The sequence below is a fragment of the Streptomyces sp. NPDC030245 genome, assembly GCF_055572995.1.
The window spans coordinates 363,509-383,362 of the sequence record NZ_JBVICF010000008.1 but is presented as its reverse complement, the minus strand read 5'-3'; the positions used below and the strand labels follow the sequence as shown (position 1 = coordinate 383,362).

Below are 19,854 nucleotides of genomic sequence, written 5' to 3'. Positions count from 1 at the left end.
CCGGTCGTCAGGCCTTGACGTACGTCTTGTAGATCAGCGTCGCGGCGAACTGCGGGTCGTGCTGGGCGCCGCCGACCTTGGAGCCGTGCAGGTAGAAGCGGCGCTGGTAGGTCTCCGGGATGATCGGCACGACCTCTTCCATGATCCGCTTGTCCAGCTCGGCCCAGGCCTTGCCGGCTGCCTTCTGGTCGGAGATCTCGGCGTTCTTCTTGATCGCCTCGTTGATCCAGTCGACGTCGGTCTGCGAGATGTTGTTCTGGCCGTCGCCGATGGCCTCGCCGTCGAAGAGCGGCTGGATCAGCGTGTAGGCGGTCGGCCAGTCCGGGGACCAGCCGAACCACATCACGTCGAACTTGTTGTCGATGCGCTGTGCCTGGTCGTAGTAGTCCGTCGAGTTGAGCGGCTTGATGACCGGGTCGAAGCCGGCGGCCTTCAGCGCGTTCTCGATGACGACCTTGGTCTTGTCGTACGTGGGGCGCTGCGGGAAGGCGTAGACGATCTTCTGGCCGAGCTTGCCGGCCTTCTTCAGGATCGCCTTGGCGGCCGCCGGGTCGCCCGCGGGCTTCTTCAGCTTGCCGAAGACGTCGAACTTCTCGCGGCCGATGATGTCGGGGCTGAGGATGGTCGTCGCCAGCTCGCCCGCCGACTCGCCGCCGTAGATCCGGCGGATCTGCTCCAGCGGCCACGCGATGTTGAGGGCCTTGCGCACCTCGATGTCGGTGATGCGCTTGGTGTTGATCGCGTAGTAGTACGTGCCGGAGGACAGGCCGTTGAAGGACCGCTTCTTGACCTCGGGGTTGGAGAGCACCTTCTGCATGCGCTCGGCCGGGATCGGCTCGTAGATGGCGATCATCTGCTGGTCCTTGCCCTGGTCCGCGATGAAGCGGTCGCAGGAGTCGAGGCCCGTCGGCCCGAACTCGAACTCGAAGCTGTCCGGGTAGGCGGTGCGGATCGGGTCGGTCTTCGGGTCCCAGTGCTTGTTGCGCGTCAGCGTCATCGACTTGTCGATGGAGCGGTGCTTGACGATGTACGGGCCGCAGGAGAACGGCGTCTTGTCGTACTTCTCCTTGGTGTCGTGCTTCACCGGGGTGGCGGCGTACGAGTGCATCGCCAGCGTGAAGTTGAAGTCCGGGCGGGCTTCCTTCAGCTTGAAGGTGATGGTCTTCTTCGCCTTGTCGATGACGATCGAGTCCAGGTGGTCACCGTCGTACGGGCCCTTGTAGCCCTCGCGCCACTTGGCGCCCTTGCCGGTCAGCGCCGTCTGGACGTACGAGGCGCCCTCGGTGATGAAGGAGGCCCAGGAGCGCTCGAAGCCGTGGCGGACGTCCTCGACGGTGAGCTCGCTGCCGTCCTGCCACTTCAGACCGTCCTTCAGCGTGAAGGTCCAGGTCTTGTTGCCGTCGGACGCCTTGCCCACGTCGGTGGCGAGGTCGCCGACCAGGGTCATCTTGCCCTTGTCGTCGATGTAGTAGCCGGTGAGCGTGCGGGCGTACAGGTTGGCGATCGAGGAGTTGTATGCGAAGTAGATGCGCTGCGGGTCCATGTGCGACACGTCGTCCTCGGCGACGCCGTAGATCGTGCCGCCCCTCTTCGCGCCCGGGACCTCGGGGGCCGGGCCCTTGGAGTCTTCGGCGGTGCCGATCGTGACGCTGGCACCGGTGTACTCGGTGGCGCCACCGTGGTTCGAGCCCTTGCCGCCGTTGCCGGAGCCGCCGCTGCTGCACGCGGTGAGGACCATCGATCCACCGGCCGCGACCGAGGTCGCGACGACGAAGTTTCTGCGGGAGAGAGACATGTGGCTACCAACCCTGATTGTCGAGGAAAGCCGAATAGAGGGGAGCGGGAGAACGGCCGGGCACTGCCCCGTCGCGGGTGTCCGGCCGGGGGAGTGTCAGCGTTTGGTCTTCGGGTCCAGCGCGTCGCGCACCGAGTCGCCGAGGAGGTTGAAGGCGACGACGAAGATCACCATCGCGATGCCGGGGAAGGCCATGTACGTGATGTCCTGCTCGTACACCTCGGAGGCGCGCTGGATCATCACGCCCCAGTCGGGGGTGGGCTCCTGAAGGCCCACGCCCAGGAAGGCGAGTCCGGCCTCGGCGGTGACGAACATGGGGAGCGCGAGCGTGGCCTGGATCAGGATCGGCGTCCACAGGTTGGGCAGCAGTTCCTTGAAGATGATCCGGGCCGGTGAGGCGCCGGTCACCTTCGCCGCCTCCACGAACTCCCGCTCGCGCAGGGCCAGTACCTCGCCGCGCAGCAGCCGGGCGATGGACGCCCAGCCGAAGGCCGTCATCACCGCGATGAGGCTGGTGACCGTCAGCCAGGTCGGCGTCTTGTCCTCGGGGGCGACGACCACCGAGATCATCACGGGCCAGAAGGCGATGAAGAAGAGCGTCGAGGGGAAGGCGAGCAGGATGTCGATGACCCGGCCGATGAAGTAGTCGGTCTTGCCGCCGAGGTAGCCGGCCGTGATGCCGACGGCGATGCCGATGAGCGTCACGAGGATCGTGGTCGCGGCGGCGATCAGCAGCGAGTTGCGCATGCCGTACAGCAGGAAGGTCAGGACGTCCCGGCCCAGCTGGGGCTCGATGCCGAACCAGAACTCGCTGTCGATGCCGCCGTTCGGCTTGATCGGATAGCTGAACTCGTTGAACAGGCTCGGGTCGTTGACCCCGTACGTCGTGTACGGGTCCTTGCCGTACACCTTCGAGATCAACGGCGCACACAGCGCGACGACGAAGAAGAACAGCACGACACACGCGGCGATGACGCCGGACTTGTCCCGCTTGAACCGGGTCCAGGCGAGCCGGCCCGGTGAACGGCCCTTGCTGCCCCGGTCCTTGGGCGAAGAGGGGGTGCCGGATGCCTTGTCCGTCACTTCAAGCGTGGCGGCACTGGCAGGAGTTGGCGAGGTCATGGCGCTCCAGGCCCGGAGGGGTCGTCAGGAATCCGCAGGACAACCAGCACCCACGGGCTAGGCGCGACTTTCGCAAGGCGTTTCCCACGCGGTCAATGAATCGTCAGCCGCCTTGGGCCGCTCTTGGGTTTCTTGATCAAGAGTTTGCTTGAACATGGGCATGCCATTACGTGGGCGTAATCATGCGTGATGGACAAGAGCGGGCACTCCCGGGCGTCCAGGGCAATGAGTCCGATATGCGGGCGGTCGCGTCTCGGAATGCGTACATCCGGATGGGCTCGCACTCGTACGGGTGGGGTAAATGTGCGGTTCATGATGCTTGGGGCGATATTTGGCGGTACGCGAGCCACTCAGACAACAGGAGGACTCCATGCGTGGAGCCACGCACGCCAAGTGGGCCGCATGCGCGGTGACCGTCGCTCTCGCGGCGACGGCCTGCGGAGGCGGGGGAAGCGGTGGCGGTGGCGGCGGCGACGGCTCCGGCATCGTGAGCTCCTCCTGGGGCGACCCGCAGAACCCGCTCGAACCGGCGAACACCAACGAGGTCCAGGGCGGCAAGATCCTCGACATGATCTTCCGGGGTCTCAAGCGGTACGACCCGAAGACCGGCGAGGCCAAGGACATGGTCGCCGAGTCGATCGAGACCAAGGACGCCCGGAACTTCACGGTCAAGATCAAGGACGGCTGGAAGTTCAGCAACGGCGAGAAGATCACCGCCAAGTCCTTCGTGGACGCCTGGAACTACGGCGCCCATCTGAAGAACAACCAGAAGAACGCCTACTTCTTCGGCTACATCGAGGGGTACGACAAGGTCCACCCCGAGAAGGGCGACCCGAGCGCCGAGACCCTCTCCGGACTGAAGGTCGTCGACGAGAGGACCTTCACCGTCCGGCTCAGCCAGAAGTTCTCCACCTGGCCCGACACCCTCGGTTACCCGGCCTTCGCGCCGCTGCCCAAGGCGTTCCACGACAACCACGACGCCTGGCTCTCCAAGCCCGTCGGCAACGGCCCGTACACCGTGGACTCGTACACCAAGGGCTCCCAGATGTCCCTGCGCAAGTGGGACGGCTACCCCGGCGAGGACAAGGCGCGCAACGGCGGCGTGGACATGAAGGTCTACACCGACAACAACACCGCCTACACCGACCTGATGGCCGGCAACCTCGACCTCGTCGACGACGTCCCCGCCTCGCAGCTCAAGAACGCCAAGAACGACCTCGGCGACCGCTACATCAACACGCCCGCCGGCATCATCCAGACCCTCGCCTTCCCCTTCTACGACAGCGAGTGGAAGAAGGAGGGCAAGGAGAAGGTCCGCCGGGGCCTGTCCATGGCCATCAACCGCGAGCAGATCACCGACACCATCTTCCAGAAGACGCGGACGCCCGCCTCCGACTGGACCTCGCCGGTCCTCGGTGACAAGGGCGGCTTCAAGAAGGGGCTGTGCGGCGACGCCTGCACGTACGACGCCGAGAAGGCCAAGAAGCTGGTCGAGGAGGGCGGCGGCATCCCCGGCGGCACCCTCAAGATCACGTACAACGCGGACACCGGCTCCCACAAGGAGTGGGTCGACGCCGTCTGCAACTCCATCAACAAGGCGCTCGACAAGGACAAGGCCTGCGTCGCCAGCCCCGTCGGCACCTTCGCGGACTTCCGCAGCAAGGCGTCCAAGCAGGAGCTCGACGGGGCCTGGCGCGCGGGCTGGCAGATGGACTACCCGCTGATCCAGAACTTCCTGGAGCCGAACTACTACACGGACGCCCCCTCCAACGACGGCAAGTTCTCCGACGAGGAGTTCGACAAGCTCGTCAACGAGGCCAACGGCGAGACCGACACGGACAAGGCCACCGGCAAGTTCCAGGACGCCGAGAAGATCCTCGCCCGCGACATGCCCGCCATCCCGCTCTGGTACCAGAACGGCAGCGCCGGCTACTCCGACAAGGTCTCCGACGTCTCCCTCAACCAGTTCAGCGTGCCCGTCTACAACGAGATCAAGGTCGACTGAGACGCCGGGAGCCCCGCCATGGGACGTTATGTGATCCGGCGTCTGCTACAGATGATCCCGGTCTTCATCGGCGCCACACTGCTGATCTTCCTGATGGTGAACGTGATGGGCGACCCCGTCGCGGGGCTCTGCGGCGACCGCAAGTGCGACCCCGCGACCGCCCTCCGCCTGAAGCAGGAGTTCGGCCTCGATAAGCCGGTCTGGCAGCAGTACCTGACGTACATGGGCAACGTCTTCACCGGCGACTTCGGCACCGCGTTCAACGGCCAGAAGGTCACCGAGCTGATGTCGGCCGCCTTCCCCGTCACCATCCGCCTCACCGTCGTCGCCATCGTCTTCGAGATCGTCATCGGCATCTCGCTGGGCGTCCTGACGGGCCTGCGGCGCGGGCGCCCCGTCGACACCGCGGTGCTGCTCCTCACGCTCGTCGTGATCTCCATCCCCACCTTCGTCACCGGACTCGTCCTGCAACTCCTGCTGGGCGTCCAGTGGGGCGTCATCAAACCCTCCGTGTCGAGCGAGGCGCCCTTCAACGAGCTGCTGATCCCGGGGCTCGTGCTCGCCTCCGTCTCCCTGGCGTACGTCACCCGCCTGACCCGCACCTCCATCGCGGAGAACCGGCGCGCCGACTATGTGCGCACCGCCGTCGCCAAGGGGCTGCCCCGGCGCCGCGTCATCACCCGCCACCTGCTGCGCAACTCACTGATCCCGGTGGTCACCTTCATCGGCACCGACGTGGGCGCCCTGATGGGCGGCGCCATCGTCACCGAGCGGATCTTCAACATCCACGGCGTCGGCTTCCAGCTCTACCAGGGCATCCTCCGCCAGAGCACCCAGACCGTCGTCGGCTTCGTGACCGTCCTCGTCCTGGTCTTCCTGGTGGCCAACCTCATCGTCGACCTCCTGTACGCCGTACTCGACCCGAGGATCCGCTATGCCTGAACCGCAGGAGCCGGAGCGCGCCATGGCCGCCACCGGCATGGGCGGCGCGATGGACCTCGCCGCGAGCGAGGCGACGTCGCTGGAGAAGACGTCCGCCGGACCGGGCGGCGGCGGCCCCGATGGCGTCGAAGGCGGCGCGGGCCCCGCGGCCCCGGCCCGCAGCCTGTGGTCCGACGCCTGGCGCGACCTGCGGCGCAACCCGGTCTTCATCGTCTCCGGCCTGATCATCCTCTTCCTCGTCGTCATCTCCCTATGGCCCTCGCTCATCGCCTCCCGCAACCCGCTCGACTGCGACCTGGGCAACGCGCAGAAGGGCTCGGCACCCGGCCACCCCTTCGGCTTCAACGAACAGGGCTGCGACGTCTACACGCGGGTCGTGTACGGCACCCGGGTCTCGGTCACCGTCGGCGTCTGCGCCACCCTCGGCGTCGCGGTCATCGGCAGCGTGCTCGGCGGGCTCGCCGGGTTCTTCGGCGGCGCCTGGGACGCCGTCCTCTCCCGCATCACCGACATCTTCTTCGCCATCCCCGTCGTCCTCGGCGGCCTGGTGCTCCTGTCGGTGGTCACCAGCTCCACCGTCTGGCCCGTCGTCGGCTTCATGGTGCTGCTCGGCTGGCCGCAGATCTCCCGCATCGCGCGCGGCTCGGTCATCACCGCCAAACAGAACGACTACGTCCAGGCCGCGCGGGCCCTCGGCGCCTCCAACTCCCGGATGCTGCTGCGCCACATCGCCCCGAACGCCGTCGCGCCGGTCATCGTCGTCGCGACCATCGCGCTCGGCACGTACATCGCCCTGGAGGCGACCCTCTCGTACCTCGGCGTCGGTCTGAAGCCGCCGACCGTCAGCTGGGGCATCGACATCTCGGCCGCCTCCCAGTACATCCGCAACGCCCCGCACATGCTGCTCTGGCCCGCCGGGGCCCTCGCGATCACCGTGCTCGCGTTCATCATGCTCGGCGACGCGGTGCGCGACGCCCTCGACCCGAAGCTGAGGTAGGCGCCCATGGCAACCGCGGCATCCCAGGCACCCGCCCCCGAGGACCCCCGGGCCGCCACGCTGCTCGAAGTCCGTGACCTGCACGTGGAGTTCCGCACCAGGGACGGGGTGGCCAAGGCCGTCAACGGCGTCGACTACAGCGTCGCCGCGGGCGAGACCCTCGCCGTCCTCGGCGAGTCGGGCTCCGGCAAGTCCGTGACCGCCCAGGCCGTCATGGGCATCCTCGACACCCCGCCCGGCAGGATCACCCGGGGCGAGATCCTCTTCCGGGGCCGGGACCTCCTCAAGTTGAAGGAGGAGGAGCGGCGCAAGGTCCGCGGCGCCGGCATGGCGATGATCTTCCAGGACGCGCTCTCCGCACTGAACCCGGTGCTGACCGTCGGCGAACAGCTCGGCGAGATGTACGTCGTGCACAAGGGCATGTCGCGCAAGGACGCGAAGGCCAAGGCCGTCGAGCTGATGGACCGCGTGCGCATCCCGGCCGCCAGGGAGCGCGTCGGGCAGTACCCGCACCAGTTCAGCGGCGGCATGCGCCAGCGCATCATGATCGCCATGGCGATGGCGCTCGAACCCTCGCTGATCATCGCCGACGAGCCCACCACCGCCCTCGACGTGACGGTCCAGGCGCAGGTCATGGACCTGCTCGCGGAGCTCCAGCGCGAGATGCACATGGGGCTGATCCTCATCACCCACGACCTCGGTGTCGTCGCGGACGTCGCCGACTCCATCGCCGTCATGTACGCGGGCCGCATCGTCGAGCGGGCCCCCGTCCACGAGATCTACCGGGCACCCGCCCACCCGTACACCCTCGGCCTCCTCGAATCCATCCCGCGCCTGGACCAGAAGGGCCAGGAGCTCTACGCGATCAAGGGCCTGCCGCCGAACCTCATGAACATCCCGCCCGGCTGCCCCTTCCACCCCCGCTGCCCCCTCGCCCGGGACGTCTGCGTGACCGACGACCCGCCGCTGGCGAAGGTCACGTACGAGGGACTGACCGCCGAGCGCAGGAGCGCCTGCCACTTCTGGAAGGAGACGCTCGATGCGACACGCTGAGGGCGGCACGCGACCCGGAGCGGGCGGCGAGCCGATCCTCCAGGTCCGGGGCCTCGTCAAGCACTACCCGCTGACCCAGGGCATCGTCGTCCGCAAGCAGGTCGGCGCGGTCAAGGCCGTCGACGGCGTCGACTTCGACCTGGCGCGGGGCGAGACGCTCGGCATCGTGGGGGAGTCCGGCTGCGGCAAGTCGACGGTCGCGAAGATGCTGGTCAGCCTGGAGCGGCCGACCGCGGGCCGGATCCGCTACAAGGGCGAGGACATCACCGGCCTCTCCGGCCGCGCGCTGAAGGCGGTCCGCCGCAACATCCAGATGGTGTTCCAGGACCCCTACACCTCGCTCAACCCGCGGATGACCGTCGGCGACATCGTCGGCGAGCCGTACGAGATCCACCCCGAGGCCGCCCCGAAGGGCTCGCGGCGGCAGCGCGTGCAGGAGCTCCTCGACGTCGTCGGGCTCAACCCCGAGTACATCAACCGCTATCCGCACCAGTTCTCCGGCGGCCAGCGCCAGCGCATCGGCATCGCCCGCGGCCTCGCGCTGCGGCCCGAGGTCATCGTCGCCGACGAACCGGTCTCCGCGCTCGACGTCTCCGTCCAGGCGCAGGTGATCAACCTCCTGGACAAGCTCCAGAACGAGTTCGACCTGAGCTACGTCTTCATCGCCCACGACCTGTCGATCGTGCGGCACATCTCCGACCGGGTCGGCGTGATGTACCTCGGGCGGATCATCGAGATCGGCTCGGACGAGGAGATCTACGAACACCCGACGCACCCTTACACCCAGGCGCTGCTCTCCGCCGTGCCGGTCCCCGACCCCGAGGCGCGCGGGCACCGGGAGCGGATCATCCTCTCCGGAGACGTGCCCTCGCCCGCCAACCCGCCCTCGGGCTGCCGGTTCCGCACCCGCTGCTGGAAGGCGCGGGAGCGGTGCGCGCTGGAGGTCCCGGCGCTCGCGGTGCCCGCGGAGTTCCGGTACGAGGAGGGGCCCGCGGCGCACGACTCGGCCTGCCACTTCGCCGAGGAGAAGCAGGTCGTGCCGTAGCCGCGGGACCCCGTCGGGTCAGAGCCCCAAGGACCGCTTCAGGAAGTCGACCTGGAGCAGCAGCATGTTCTCCGCGACCTGCTCCTGCGGGGTCATGTGCGTGACGCCGGAGAGCGGCAGGACCTCGTGCGGGCGGCCCGCGGCGAGCAGCGCCGAGGAGAGCCGCAGCGAGTGCGCCACCACTACGTTGTCGTCGGCGAGGCCGTGCACGATCAGCATCGGGCGGTGCGGCTCCGCCGCTTCGACGAGTCCGTCGTCCCAGATCAGGGAGTTGTGCCGGTACGTCTCCGGGTGCTCGGCCGGGTCGCCGAGGTACCGCTCCTCGTAGTGCGTGTCGTAGAGCCGCAGGTCCGTCACCGGGGCGCCGACCACCGCCGCGTGGAACACGTCGGGGCGGCGCAGCGCGGCCATGCCGGCCAGGTAACCGCCGAAGGACCAGCCGCGGATCGCCACCCGGTTCAGGTCGAAGGGGAACCGGTCGGCGAGCGAGTGGAGCGCGTCGATCTGGTCCTCAAGCGTCAGGGTCTTGTCGTTCTTGATCGACTTTTCCCAGCCGGGGGAGTGGCCGGGGGTGCCGCGGCCGTCCGCGACGAGCACCGCGAAGCCCTGATCGGCGAACCACTGCGAGGTCAGGAAGATGTTGTGCGCGCGCTGGACGCGCTGTCCGTGCGGGCCGCCGTACGGATCGAGGAGAACCGGAAGGGGCCCGTCCGTCTCCTTGTAATCAGTGGGGAGCAGGACGGCGCACGGAATCCTCCGCGTGCCCCCTTCGGTGAGCGTCACGCGCGGCGTGAGCCCCGGGCGCTGGGCGTGTGAGGCGACGGTCGCCACCTGCTTGCCCTCGCGCAGCACCTGGACGTGAGCGCCGGGACGGTCGAGCGTGGCGGAGACCAGGACGGTGAGGCCGCCGCCGCGCACCGCGGAGTGCACACCGGGCTCCTGCGACACCCGCTCCACGCCCAGTTCGTTGACGCGGTACACATGGATCTCACCCGTCTCCGGGTCGGCCGCCGCCGCGCCCGCCGACGCCGAGATCAGAATGTCCTCCTCCGTCACGTCCAGGACCGCCCTGACGTGCAACTGGGGCCCGGTCAGCGGCCGTTCCCCCCACGCCAGGACGCGCGCGCCCCCCTCGTCCGCGATCCGCACCAGCTTGCCGCTGGGCGACCAGCACGGCACGCCAGGGAAAAGTTCAAGCCATTCTGGATCCTCCTCGGCGTGCACCATCCGGGTCGAACCATTGTCCGGATCCACCGCCAGATACAGCTGGCTGCCCTGGTCGCGCGCCTGCACGAGCAGCAGCGGAGCGCCGTCCGCCGACCAGTGCACGCGCGCGAGATAGGGGAAGCGGACGCGGTCCCAGACCACCTCGGTGCGCGACCCGTCCAGGCCCAGGACGAAGAGCCGCACGTCCGCGTTGGGCGTGCCCGCGGCCGGGTACGCGACCTGAGCGGGCTCGCGCTCCGGATGCGCCGGGTCCGCGATCCACCACCGCTGTACGGGAGCGTCGTCCACCCGTGCGACGAGCAGCCGGTCCGACTCCGGCGACCACCAGAAGCCCCGTGAACGGCCCATCTCCTCCGCCGCGATGAACTCCGCGAGCCCGTACGCGACCGTCGCCTCCTGGCCCGGCTCCGGCTCTGCCAGGGCCCTGTCGTCCGTGCCGTCGGCGCCCGTCACCCGCAGGGCGCCCCGCGCCACGTAGGCGATGTGCCGCCCGTCCGGGGAGGGGCGCGGGTCGATCACCGGGCCCGGCGCGGGCAGTTCGCGGGCCGTGCCCGCGCGCAGCTCCGCCGCGAAGAGCCGGCCCGACAGCGCGAACGCCGCCAGCTCCACCGCCGCGTCGGTCGCGTACCCCACGATGCCCGCACCGCCCTCACGGCTGCGCTCGCGCCGTGCGCGCTCCTCGGCGGACAACTGCTCGGCGGCGCCGCCGAGGAGCACGTGCGGATCGGCGGCCACGCGCTCGCCGGCGCCGTCCGACACGTCCAGGACCCAGAGCCCGTTCGCCCGGTCCGTGCCGTCCGACGAGCGCAGGAAGACGAGGCGCGAACCGTCCGGCGCCACCGTGAACGCACGGGGCGCACCGAGGGTGAAGCGTTGCGTGCGGGCGTGCTGACGCGGGAAGGAGAGCCGCTGCGCCGGGCTCTCGTCGGGCCTGGGATTTCCGGGGTTCTCGGTGGTCATCCCCCGAGCCTATGGCTCATGCGCCCCCCTGTGCTGCCGTGCTCCGAGTCATGCGTCCGCACGGATAGTTATGATCCGTAGCGCTTGGTGGGTATGTACCTGCTGGCGTCCGCACTGGGGTACGGCTACGACTTGGAGGTGACCGCCGTGGCACTCTCGATTTCGGCGGTGGTGCTGCTGGCGATCATCGTCTTCTTGTTGGTCAAGAAGTCAGGACTGAAGGCGGGGCACGCGGTCGTGTGCACGCTGCTCGGCTTCTATCTCGCGAGCTCGTCCGTCGCGCCGACCATCAATGAGCTGACGACGAACGTGGCGGGGATGATCGGCGACATCAAGTTCTGACCGGGGCTCGTAGGGTGGTCCCATGACGGAACTGCCCGCCCGGCGCCTGCTGCTCGTGCACGCGCACCCCGACGACGAGTCGATCACCACCGGCGCGACCATGGCCAAGTACGCGGCCGAGGGCGCCCACGTCACCCTGGTGACGTGCACGCTCGGCGAGGAGGGCGAGGTCATCCCGGACGGGCTCGCCCATCTCGCCGCCGACCGCGACGACTCCCTGGGCGCCCACCGCGTCGGGGAACTGGCCGCCGCCATGAAGGAAGTAGGGGTCACCGACCACCGCTTCCTCGGCGGCCCCGGCCGCTACCGCGACTCGGGAATGATGGGCGTCGAGCAGAACGACCGCCCCGGCGCCTTCTGGTCGGCCGACCTCGACGAGGCGGCCGCACACCTGGTCGAGGTGGTCCGCGAGGTGCGCCCGCAGGTCCTCGTGACGTACGACCCCGACGGGGGCTACGGCCACCCCGACCACATCAAGGCGCACCGCGTCGCCATGCGCGCCGCCGAACTCGCGGCCGACCCCGCCTTCCGCGCCGACCTCGGCGCGCCCCACACGATCAGCAAGATCTACTGGAACCGCGCCCCGCGGTCCGTGGTCGAGGAGCGCTTCCGCTGGATGTCGGAAGCGCTGGGCCACTCGCCGTTCGGCACGCCCGCCGCCGTCGCCGACGTGCCCGGCGTCACCGACGACGAGCGGATCACGACCGAGATCGACGGCAGGGCCTTCAAGACCGCCAAGGCGGCGGCGATGGCGGCCCACGCCACCCAGATCACCGTGAGCGGCCCGCTCTTCGTCCTCTCCAACCAACTCGCGCAGCCCATCTTCGATGTGGAGTACTACGAGCTGGTGCGGGGAGAAGCGTCGACGGAGGGACCGTCGGGATCGTCCCGCGAGACGGATCTCTTCGCCGGTCTTGAAAGGGTGACGGATGTGGCGGAGGTGACCGCGCTGTGAGTACGCGATCGCGTGCGGCGTCGTCGGGCGCCGGGTCGTCGGGGGCCGGATCGGGTGCGGCTTCCGGTGGGTCCAAGGCCTCCGGTGGTGGCGGTGCGGCTGCCGCCCCCGCCGGCGGCAGCTTCCTCGCCCAGCCCCTCAGAGCGGGGCGCCTCGCCGCCTACGCCGGGCTCTTCGTGTTCGGCGCCGTCGTCGGCGCCGCCGGAGCACTCGTCCAAGGGGGCTTCTTCCCGGCCGGGTTGCTGCTCGCGCTCGTCGGCGCCGCCGGTGCGTTCTACGGCGGGGCGCGGGCGGTCGGCACCAAGGCGGGGGCCGTCGCGCCCGCCGCCGGCTGGCTCGTCGTGGTGATGCTGCTCACCGCCACCAGACCCGAGGGCGACTTCCTCTTCGGCGCGGATCTCGGCTCGTACGGCTTCCTGCTCGGCGGGATGGCCATCGCTGTGATGTGCGCCACGCTCGGGCAGGGGTCGCAACCGAGCGCCCCCGCCGCCCGACTTGGCAAGTGACGTACCACTTCGGACCGTGTCCCGCAGGGGTTTGACGCCGGTCACGGAATGAGTACCGACGGCGGCCAGTATGGTGGTGCGGCCGCCGAGCCTCCCCCAACCTCCGGCCGGGGGGACCCCGGACGAGGTCGAGCCGGGCGGCGGAGTCAACCAGGAGAACCTGCCTTGAGTCGTGAAACTGACAGTTCGTCCTCCGGGCCCCAGGGGCGCGGTGGAGCCGCATACCCCTCGGGGACGCCGCCGTACGGCTCCCCGGCACAGGGCGCCGACGGCGGCCCGGACGGCGCGCGGCGGCAGGCCGCCGGCGAGCGGCCCGGCGAGCCCGAGACCCAGACCACGCTGACCACCCGCATCCGGATCAACATCCCCGGTTCGCGGCCCATCCCGCCGGTCGTCATGCGCACGCCCGTCGGTGAGGAGGGCTCGGCCGGGGACTCCTCGTCCCCGGACGACGACGGCCGCGGGGACGGCGCCGCGCCGGGTGCTGCCGGCGCGACGGACGCGGGCGGGGCGACCTCCCCCGGAGCTGGTTCCGGTTTCGGTTCCGGTTCCGCGTCGGGCGAGGGGGGCCAGGGAGCGTCCTCCGCGGCCTTGTCGGCGTCCTCGGCCTCGGCCTCGGCCGACGAGAAGACGAGCGACTGGTTCGCGCCCCGCAAGCCCGCGCGGGCCGACGGCGGGAACGCGCCGAGCGGTTCGGGCACTTCCGGGGCGAATGGCTCGGGTACCAACGGTTCTGGGCTGAATGGCTCCGGTACCAACGGTTCCGGGCTGAATGGCTCCGGTGCCAACGGTTCTGGGGCGAATGGTTCCGGTACGGGGCAGTTCGACGTGTCCGGCGCCGTGGCGTCGGGCCCCCTCGGCCCGGGCGGCCCGCAGGGCGACCCGCACCGCGGGGACCTGCCGTACTTCTCCGGCGGTACGGGCGGCGCCGGGGACTCCCGGCCCGCGGGACCGACCGGCGGCCCCGTCACGGGCGACAGCCCGCTGGTGCCTCCGGGCCGGCACGCCGCGCCGGGCGCACCCGGCGGACCCGCCGGCTCCGGTGCGCGGCCGCCCCGTTCCGGCGCCATGAGCGACGACACCGCGATCCTCACGCCGCAGAAGGCCGGCCCGGTCTCCCCGCCGTCCGGCGCTCCCGCGCCCGGTGCTCCGGCGCCCGGCGCCAATGTCTCCGGTGAGACCCTCACCAGCGGCATCCCCGTCGTACCGCCCACGCAGGACAACTCCCCCTTCGCGCCCGGTCCGCAGGGCGAAGGACCGGTTCCGCACACCCCGCCGAAGCTGCCCGACCCGGTGCGCTCGGACGTGCCGCCCGCCGCTCCCGCGCCGAAAAAGAAGAAGGGCCGCAGCAAGCTGGTCCTCCTTGTGGCCGCCGTCGTGGTCGCGGGCTGCGGGGCGTACGGCGCGGGCCTGTTGATGAACCACGCCGATGTCCCGAAGGGCACCACCGTGCTCGGCGTCGACATCGGTGGCAGCACCCGCGACGAGGCCGTGCAGAAGCTCGACGCGGCCCTCGACGCGCGCGTCACCAAGCCGCTGAAGCTCTCGGTGGGCGGCGACACGGTCACGCTCAAGCCGGACCAGGCGGGCCTCACCCTGGACAGTCAGGCCACCGTCCGCGAGGCCGCGGGCAGCGATTACAACCCCGTCTCGGTGATCGGTTCGCTCTTCGGCGGCCAGCGCGTCGTCGAGCCCGTCATGCCTGTCGACGAGGAGAAGCTCACCGCCGCCCTGGAGCGCGCGGCGGGCGGCTCGGGCACGGCCCAGGAGGGCACGGTCAAGTTCGTGCCGGGCAAGGCCGTCCCGGTCTACGGCAAGGTCGGCAAGGGCATCGACCCGCAGGCGTCGACCGCTTCGGTCGCCGAGGCGTACAAGAAGCAGGTCGAGACGGGCAGCGCGGGCCCGGTCCAGGTGCCGGTCAGCACCCGCAAGCCCGCCGTCTCCAAGGCCGAGGTCGACAAATTCATGACCCGGTTCGCCAAGCCGGCCATGTCGGCCAACGTCACGATCAAGGCCGGCACCAAGTCGATCCCCTTCGGCCCGGAGAGGTCGCTGCCGAAGATCCTTCAGACGAAGGTCCTCAAGGACGGCACCCTCCAGGAGTACTACAACCTCGAAGAGCTCAAGAAGCTGTACGGCAACGTGTTCGACGGTGTCCTGATCCAGCGCGGCGACGGCTCCAAGACGCCGGTGCAGCCGACCGACGTGGTCCAGGCGATGGCCAAGGCGCTGGTCGGCAAGACGCCCGCGGAGCGCGTCGGGGTCATCGAGACGAACCCGAGCTGATACCCGCGGTACTCGCGTCACCGACTCCGGCATGACATCTGTCATGCCGGAGTCGGCACATCCGACACTGCCGCTGTGACCTGCGCTTTTGTGACGATGGTCGGCATGACGACGACCACGGCACCACCCGCCACCACCAGCGCGGTCAGCTTCGAGCAGGTGACCAAGAGCTTCGGCGACGTACGCGCCGTCGACGGCCTGACCCTCGACCTCCGTCCGGGCGAGACGGTGGCGCTCCTCGGGCCGAACGGCGCGGGCAAGTCCTCCACCCTCGACCTGCTGCTGGGTCTGCGCACCCCGGACAGCGGCACGGTGCGGGTCTTCGGGACCGAGCCGCGCGAGGCGATCACCGCGGGGCGGGTCGGCGCCATGCTTCAGAGCGGCGGCCTGATGGGCGAGGTCACCGTGCGCGAACTGGTGACGCTCGCCTGCGCACTGCACCCGCGCCCCCACCGCGTCGACGACGTGCTCGCCCACGCGGGCCTCACCCGGATCGCGGACCGCAAGGCCGACAAGCTCTCCGGCGGCCAGGAGCAGCGCGTCCGCTTCGCGCTCGCCACGGCCGGCGCCCACGACCTGATCGTGCTCGACGAGCCGACCACCGGCATGGACGTCACCGCACGCCAGGCGTTCTGGGCCACCATGCGCGAGCAGGCGGACCGGGGCCGCGCGGTCCTCTTCGCCACCCACTACCTGGAGGAGGCCGACGCGATCGCCGACCGCGTCCTGGTCCTGCACCGCGGCCGGCTCCTCGCGGACGGCACCGCGGCCGAGATCAAGGCGAAGGCGGGCGCCCGCAAGGTCGCCTTCGACCTGGAGCGCGTCGACGCGGAGCTCACCGAACACCTGCGCGCGCTGCCCTTTCTGACCACCCTCGACATCGCGGGCCGCACGGTCCGCCTCCAGTCGACGGACGCCGACGCCACCGTGCACGCCCTGTACGGGCTCGGCGTCCACCCCCGCAACCTCGAAGTCGCCGGGCTCGGCCTGGAGCAGGCCTTCGTGGCGATCACCGAGGCCGAGGAGGCCAGGACCGCATGACAAACACGCACGGCATGAACAGCCTCATCAAGCTGGAAATCACCCGATCCCTGCGCAACCGCAAGTTCCTCTTCTTCTCCGTCATCTATCCGTCGATGCTCTTCCTGATCATCGCGGGCACCCAGAACGGCGCCGACCGGGTCCCCGCGACGGGCCTGTCCGTCCCGGCGTTCATGATGGTCTCGATGGCGTCCTTCGGCGCCCTCACCGCCGTACTCATGGGCAACAGCGAGCGCATCGCCAAGGAGCGCGAGAGCGGCTGGGTGCGGCAGCTGCGCCTGACGGCGCTCCCCGGGCGGGGCTACGTCCTGGCGAAGACGGCCAGTGCGGCCGTGGTGAGCCTGCCGTCCATCGTCGTGGTGTTCGTGGTCGCCGCGGTCTTCAAGGACGTCCGCTTCGACGCCTGGCAGTGGCTGGCGCTGACCGGCGCGATCTGGGCGGGCAGCCTCTGCTTCGCCGCCCTCGGCGTGGCCATCGGCTACCTCGCGTCCGGCGACGCCGTGCGCCCGATCACGATGATCGTCTACTTCGGGCTCTCCATGCTCGGCGGCCTGTGGATGCCGGTCACGACGTTCCCGCACTGGCTCCAGGAGGCGGCGTCCTGGCTGCCCACCCACGCGTACGCTGCCCTCGGGCAGGCCATCGAACTGGGCGACGCACCGCACGCGAAGGACATCACGCTCCTGGTCGCCTACTTCCTTCTCTTCGCGGGCGGCGCCGCGTGGCTGTACCGGAAGGACACGGTGAAGGCGTGAACACGAACCGGGGAGCCGAGTGCGCCCGTGAGGCCGCGCGGTGCGACGACACCCACCCGCTGCACACGTTCGGGCAGCCGGTCCTCGGCCGCAGGCAGGTCCTCACGAAGGCCGTCTGGATCGGCATCTGGCTGGTCTTCCTGACGAGCCCCGTCCACGACCTCGTGGTGACCGGGCGGAGCGCCGCGGCCACCGCCCTCGGCTCGCTGGGCCTCGCGGCCTTCGTGGCCTGCTACCTCTCGCTCGTCTTCCGCTACACGACCAAAGTGCTCGACTGGCGCGCGGTGTACGTGTCGTTCGGCCTTCAGTTCACGCTCGCCGTGGTCCTCGCGCTCGCCTTCGGCACCGACTGGCTCGGGCTCTTCGTGTACGTCTCCGTCTCCGCCGGCGCCGTCCTGCCGATGCGGTACGCGGCCTGGACCATCCCCGCGGTCACCGCCGTGATGATCGCGGTGGGTCTGCGCACGGACAGCCTGCGGGACCTGCTCGGCAACCTGGCCGTGCTCAGCGTCCTCGTGGGGTTCGCGATGGCCGGCGTGCGCCAGCTGGTCCGTACGACGATCCAGCTGCGGCAGGCCAGGGCCACCGTCGCCCAGCTGGCCGCCAACGAGGAGCGGCTGCGGCTCGCCCGTGACCTGCACGACCTGCTCGGCCACTCGCTCTCCCTCATCACGCTCAAGAGCGAGCTCGCCGGCCGGATGCTGCCCGACCACCCCGACCGGGCCGCCCGGCAGGTCGCCGACATCGAACAGGTCAGCCGCCAGGCCCTGATGGACGTGCGTGAGGCGGTCTCCGGCTACCGCAGGCGCACGCTGGCCGGTGAGCTGGCCGGCGCCCGCACCGCGCTGGCCGCCGCGGGCATCGAGGCCGACGTGCCGCTGGAGCCGCCCGCCGAGCTGCCGGGGGAGGAGGCGGAGGCGGCGCTGGCGTGGGCGCTGCGGGAGGCCGTCACCAACGTCGTGCGGCACAGCGGGGCCCGCCGGTGCGCGGTGGCGTTCACGGTACGGAGGACGCTCGCCGGACCCCTGGTCGAACTCTCGGTGGAGGACGACGGAGTCGGCGGTTCCGGCACCGCGGCGGGGAACGGCCTGACGGGCATCGGCGAACGCGTGGAGGCCGTCGGCGGCGTCCTGGAGACGGGCCCGGGGGGCCGCCCCGGCTTCCGCTTGACGGCCCGGGTACCGCTGTCGGAGCCGTCCTCCGCACCGCCCGTAATCTGAGGCCCATGGAAGAGACGCCCCGGGCCCCCGACCACCGCCCCGCCGACTCCGTGCGGGTCCTCCTCGCCGAGGACCAGTCGATGGTCCGTGAGGCCCTCGCGGCGCTGCTCGGTCTGGAGCCGGACATCGAGGTCGTCGTCCAGGTGGCCCGCGGCGACGAGGTGCTCACGGCGGCCCGCGCACACGCCGTGGACGTGGCGCTGCTCGACATCGAGATGCCCGGCATGACCGGCATCGAGGCGGCGGCCGAACTCCACGCCGCGCTGCCCGCCCTGAAGATCGTCGTGCTCACCACCTTCGGGCGCCCCGGCTATCTGCGCAGCGCCATGGAGGCGGGCGCCGACGCGTTCCTCGTCAAGGACGCCCCCGCGGCGCAGCTCGCCGCGGCGGTGCGCAAGGTGCTCGCGGGGGAGCGGGTCATCGACCCCACGCTGGCGGCGGCCGCCCTCGCGGAGGGCGCGAACCCGCTGACGGACCGCGAGCGCGAGGTGCTGCGCGCGGCCGCGGGCGGCGCCACCAACGCCGAGCTCGCCAAGGCCCTGCACCTCTCCCAGGGCACGGTCCGCAACTACCTCTCGACGGCCATCCAGAAGCTCGCCGTCCGCAACCGCGCGGAGGCCGTCAGCGTCGCCAGGGACAAGGGCTGGCTCTGACGACCCGTCTTCTCCGCGCCTGAATGCGTCAGTTCAGCATCGCCCGCGCCCCCAATGCCTGCCGCCTGGCCAGTTCCGCCGTCGCCGGATCGAGCCCGGCGACGGCGTCGGCGTACGTGTCCAGCTCCCGCGCACCCGCCAGGAACTCGCCCTTGTGTACGAGGAGTTGGGCGCGTTCGTAGTGCAGCGGGGGCGGCGGTGACGGCAGGAGCAGGCAGAGGTCGACCGCCCAGAGCGAGACGTCGGCACGCTCGGGGCGGGGCGCCGCCCAGGCGCGGATGTTGTTGAGGATGCGCGCCACGATATCCAGCGGGCCCGCGGGGCTCAGCATCGACGGTTCGGGCCGGGACCCCGTGGCCGCCGCCACGAGCAGCTCCACGTCGGTGCCGGTGAGCAGCCGGCCGCCGTCGAAGGGGTCGGCGAGGACCTGGTCGTCGCGGGGTCCGAAGCCGACGACGAAGCGTCCGGGGAGCGCGACCCCGTGGACGGGGGCGCCCGCGCGCCGTGCGACTTCCATCCAGACGACGGAGAGCAGGATCGGCAGGCCTCTGCGGCGGCGCAGGACCCGGTGCAGGAGCGAGGAGTCGAGGCGCTGGTAGTCGCCGGGCCTGCCCCTGAAGCCGCAGCGCGCGCCGAGGAGCTCGGCCAGGGCGGCGGCCCAGGCGCGCGGGTCGTCGGCGCGGCGGGAGCGGCGGCCGAGCGCGGCCTGTTCCGCGAGCCGGTCGAGCAGGCGCCGTGCGGCGTGGATGTCCGCCTCGTCGAGCGAGGGGTCGGCCTCGGTGCCGATCAGCAGGCACAGCAGCGTCAGATCGGGCCGCGCGGACTCGGCCTCGGCCGCGAACAGCCGCCGCCACTCGGTGGTTCCGGGAGGTCGAGGATGCATACGTCGGTGGTGCCCGGTCGCCTCGATCGATACGTCCGTCCGGGGCGGGCCGCGCCGTCCGGGCCGG

At 70.5% G+C, this 19,854-nt stretch carries 17 protein-coding genes; 13 read left to right on the top strand and 4 right to left on the bottom strand.

What is annotated here, in order from left to right:
* Positions 1–7: 7 nt before the first annotated feature.
* Positions 8–1,795 carry an ABC transporter substrate-binding protein gene (locus tag ACZ4Z4_RS23330; protein WP_468330307.1) on the bottom strand — a complete coding sequence of 596 codons (1,788 nt, stop codon included), beginning with the start codon at positions 1,793–1,795 and terminating at the stop codon, positions 8–10.
* 96 nt (positions 1,796–1,891) lie between these two features.
* Positions 1,892–2,917, bottom strand: coding sequence for an ABC transporter permease (locus tag ACZ4Z4_RS23325; protein ID WP_468330304.1), 1,026 nt, complete (start codon positions 2,915–2,917; stop codon positions 1,892–1,894).
* Positions 2,918–3,287: 370 nt separating this feature from the next.
* Between ACZ4Z4_RS23325 and ACZ4Z4_RS23320 the strand changes: the two genes are divergently transcribed.
* Genes ACZ4Z4_RS23320 through ACZ4Z4_RS23300 form a run of 5 tightly spaced genes read left to right on the top strand, consistent with a single transcriptional unit; the run spans position 3,288 to position 8,959 of the window.
* Complete coding sequence (locus tag ACZ4Z4_RS23320; RefSeq protein WP_468330301.1) at positions 3,288–4,922, top strand: peptide ABC transporter substrate-binding protein; 1,635 nt, start codon at positions 3,288–3,290, stop codon at positions 4,920–4,922.
* A gap of 18 nt (positions 4,923–4,940) precedes the next feature.
* A complete protein-coding gene (locus ACZ4Z4_RS23315) occupies positions 4,941–5,864 on the top strand; it encodes an ABC transporter permease (RefSeq protein ID WP_468330298.1) in 924 nt (307 codons plus the stop codon).
* Complete coding sequence (locus ACZ4Z4_RS23310; protein WP_468330295.1) at positions 5,857–6,861, top strand: ABC transporter permease; 1,005 nt, start codon at positions 5,857–5,859, stop codon at positions 6,859–6,861. The genes ACZ4Z4_RS23315 and ACZ4Z4_RS23310 overlap by 8 nt, the downstream gene beginning before the upstream one ends.
* Positions 6,862–6,867: 6 nt before the next feature.
* Positions 6,868–7,914, top strand: a complete 1,047-nt coding sequence (locus tag ACZ4Z4_RS23305; protein WP_468330292.1) for an ABC transporter ATP-binding protein — start codon at positions 6,868–6,870, stop codon at positions 7,912–7,914.
* Complete coding sequence (locus ACZ4Z4_RS23300) at positions 7,901–8,959, top strand: ABC transporter ATP-binding protein (RefSeq protein WP_468330289.1); 1,059 nt, start codon at positions 7,901–7,903, stop codon at positions 8,957–8,959. Before ACZ4Z4_RS23305 ends, ACZ4Z4_RS23300 begins: the two co-directional genes overlap by 14 nt.
* Before the next feature lie 18 nt (positions 8,960–8,977).
* On the opposite strand, the gene ACZ4Z4_RS23295 is transcribed toward ACZ4Z4_RS23300, so the two are convergent.
* A complete protein-coding gene (locus ACZ4Z4_RS23295) occupies positions 8,978–11,146 on the bottom strand; it encodes a S9 family peptidase (RefSeq protein ID WP_468330286.1) in 2,169 nt (722 codons plus the stop codon).
* A gap of 147 nt (positions 11,147–11,293) precedes the next feature.
* Here ACZ4Z4_RS23295 and ACZ4Z4_RS23290 point away from each other — a divergent pair, with 147 nt between their 5' ends.
* The 8 genes from ACZ4Z4_RS23290 to ACZ4Z4_RS23255 all read left to right on the top strand — a co-directional run bounded on the left by ACZ4Z4_RS23290 (position 11,294) and on the right by ACZ4Z4_RS23255 (position 18,904).
* The gene (locus ACZ4Z4_RS23290) at positions 11,294–11,488 is read left to right on the top strand and encodes a hypothetical protein (RefSeq protein ID WP_055569071.1); all 195 of its coding nucleotides are present in this window, start codon (positions 11,294–11,296) and stop codon (positions 11,486–11,488) included.
* 22 nt (positions 11,489–11,510) lie between these two features.
* The gene (gene mshB / locus ACZ4Z4_RS23285; protein WP_468330283.1) at positions 11,511–12,443 is read left to right on the top strand and encodes an N-acetyl-1-D-myo-inositol-2-amino-2-deoxy-alpha-D-glucopyranoside deacetylase; all 933 of its coding nucleotides are present in this window, start codon (positions 11,511–11,513) and stop codon (positions 12,441–12,443) included.
* Positions 12,440–12,949: a DUF6113 family protein gene (locus ACZ4Z4_RS23280; RefSeq protein WP_468330280.1), complete on the top strand. Its 510-nt coding sequence runs from the start codon at positions 12,440–12,442 to the stop codon at positions 12,947–12,949. Before mshB ends, ACZ4Z4_RS23280 begins: the two co-directional genes overlap by 4 nt.
* Before the next feature lie 165 nt (positions 12,950–13,114).
* Positions 13,115–15,235, top strand: coding sequence for a hypothetical protein (locus tag ACZ4Z4_RS23275; protein ID WP_468330277.1), 2,121 nt, complete (start codon positions 13,115–13,117; stop codon positions 15,233–15,235).
* A 105-nt stretch (positions 15,236–15,340) separates the two neighbouring features.
* Positions 15,341–16,276: an ABC transporter ATP-binding protein gene (locus ACZ4Z4_RS23270; protein WP_468330274.1), complete on the top strand. Its 936-nt coding sequence runs from the start codon at positions 15,341–15,343 to the stop codon at positions 16,274–16,276.
* Between the two features lie 14 nt (positions 16,277–16,290).
* A complete protein-coding gene (locus tag ACZ4Z4_RS23265) occupies positions 16,291–17,031 on the top strand; it encodes an ABC transporter permease (RefSeq protein ID WP_468330476.1) in 741 nt (246 codons plus the stop codon).
* Positions 17,032–17,090: 59 nt separating this feature from the next.
* Complete coding sequence (locus ACZ4Z4_RS23260; protein WP_468330473.1) at positions 17,091–18,251, top strand: sensor histidine kinase; 1,161 nt, start codon at positions 17,091–17,093, stop codon at positions 18,249–18,251.
* Positions 18,252–18,256: 5 nt separating this feature from the next.
* The gene (locus ACZ4Z4_RS23255; RefSeq protein WP_468330271.1) at positions 18,257–18,904 is read left to right on the top strand and encodes a response regulator transcription factor; all 648 of its coding nucleotides are present in this window, start codon (positions 18,257–18,259) and stop codon (positions 18,902–18,904) included.
* 28 nt (positions 18,905–18,932) lie between these two features.
* On the opposite strand, the gene ACZ4Z4_RS23250 is transcribed toward ACZ4Z4_RS23255, so the two are convergent.
* A complete protein-coding gene (locus ACZ4Z4_RS23250; RefSeq protein WP_468330268.1) occupies positions 18,933–19,787 on the bottom strand; it encodes a transglutaminase family protein in 855 nt (284 codons plus the stop codon).
* Between the last annotated feature and the right edge of the window lie 67 nt (positions 19,788–19,854).

Bases quoted from the DNA above. Each gene is read 5' to 3' on its own strand.
- ACZ4Z4_RS23315 (WP_468330298.1), top strand. From the start codon at position 4,941: ATGGGACGTTATGTGATCCGGCGTCTGCTACAGATGATCCCGGTCTTC.
- ACZ4Z4_RS23330 (WP_468330307.1), bottom strand. From the start codon at position 1,795: ATGTCTCTCTCCCGCAGAAACTTCGTCGTCGCGACCTCGGTCGCGGCC.
- ACZ4Z4_RS23320 (WP_468330301.1), top strand. From the start codon at position 3,288: ATGCGTGGAGCCACGCACGCCAAGTGGGCCGCATGCGCGGTGACCGTC.
- ACZ4Z4_RS23265 (WP_468330476.1), top strand. From the start codon at position 16,291: ATGAACAGCCTCATCAAGCTGGAAATCACCCGATCCCTGCGCAACCGC.
- ACZ4Z4_RS23325 (WP_468330304.1), bottom strand. From the start codon at position 2,917: ATGACCTCGCCAACTCCTGCCAGTGCCGCCACGCTTGAAGTGACGGAC.
- ACZ4Z4_RS23305 (WP_468330292.1), top strand. From the start codon at position 6,868: ATGGCAACCGCGGCATCCCAGGCACCCGCCCCCGAGGACCCCCGGGCC.
- mshB (WP_468330283.1), top strand. From the start codon at position 11,511: ATGACGGAACTGCCCGCCCGGCGCCTGCTGCTCGTGCACGCGCACCCC.
- ACZ4Z4_RS23300 (WP_468330289.1), top strand. From the start codon at position 7,901: ATGCGACACGCTGAGGGCGGCACGCGACCCGGAGCGGGCGGCGAGCCG.
- ACZ4Z4_RS23255 (WP_468330271.1), top strand. From the start codon at position 18,257: ATGGAAGAGACGCCCCGGGCCCCCGACCACCGCCCCGCCGACTCCGTG.
- ACZ4Z4_RS23270 (WP_468330274.1), top strand. From the start codon at position 15,341: ATGACGACGACCACGGCACCACCCGCCACCACCAGCGCGGTCAGCTTC.
- ACZ4Z4_RS23310 (WP_468330295.1), top strand. From the start codon at position 5,857: ATGCCTGAACCGCAGGAGCCGGAGCGCGCCATGGCCGCCACCGGCATG.
- ACZ4Z4_RS23295 (WP_468330286.1), bottom strand. From the start codon at position 11,146: ATGACCACCGAGAACCCCGGAAATCCCAGGCCCGACGAGAGCCCGGCG.
- ACZ4Z4_RS23250 (WP_468330268.1), bottom strand. From the start codon at position 19,787: ATGCATCCTCGACCTCCCGGAACCACCGAGTGGCGGCGGCTGTTCGCG.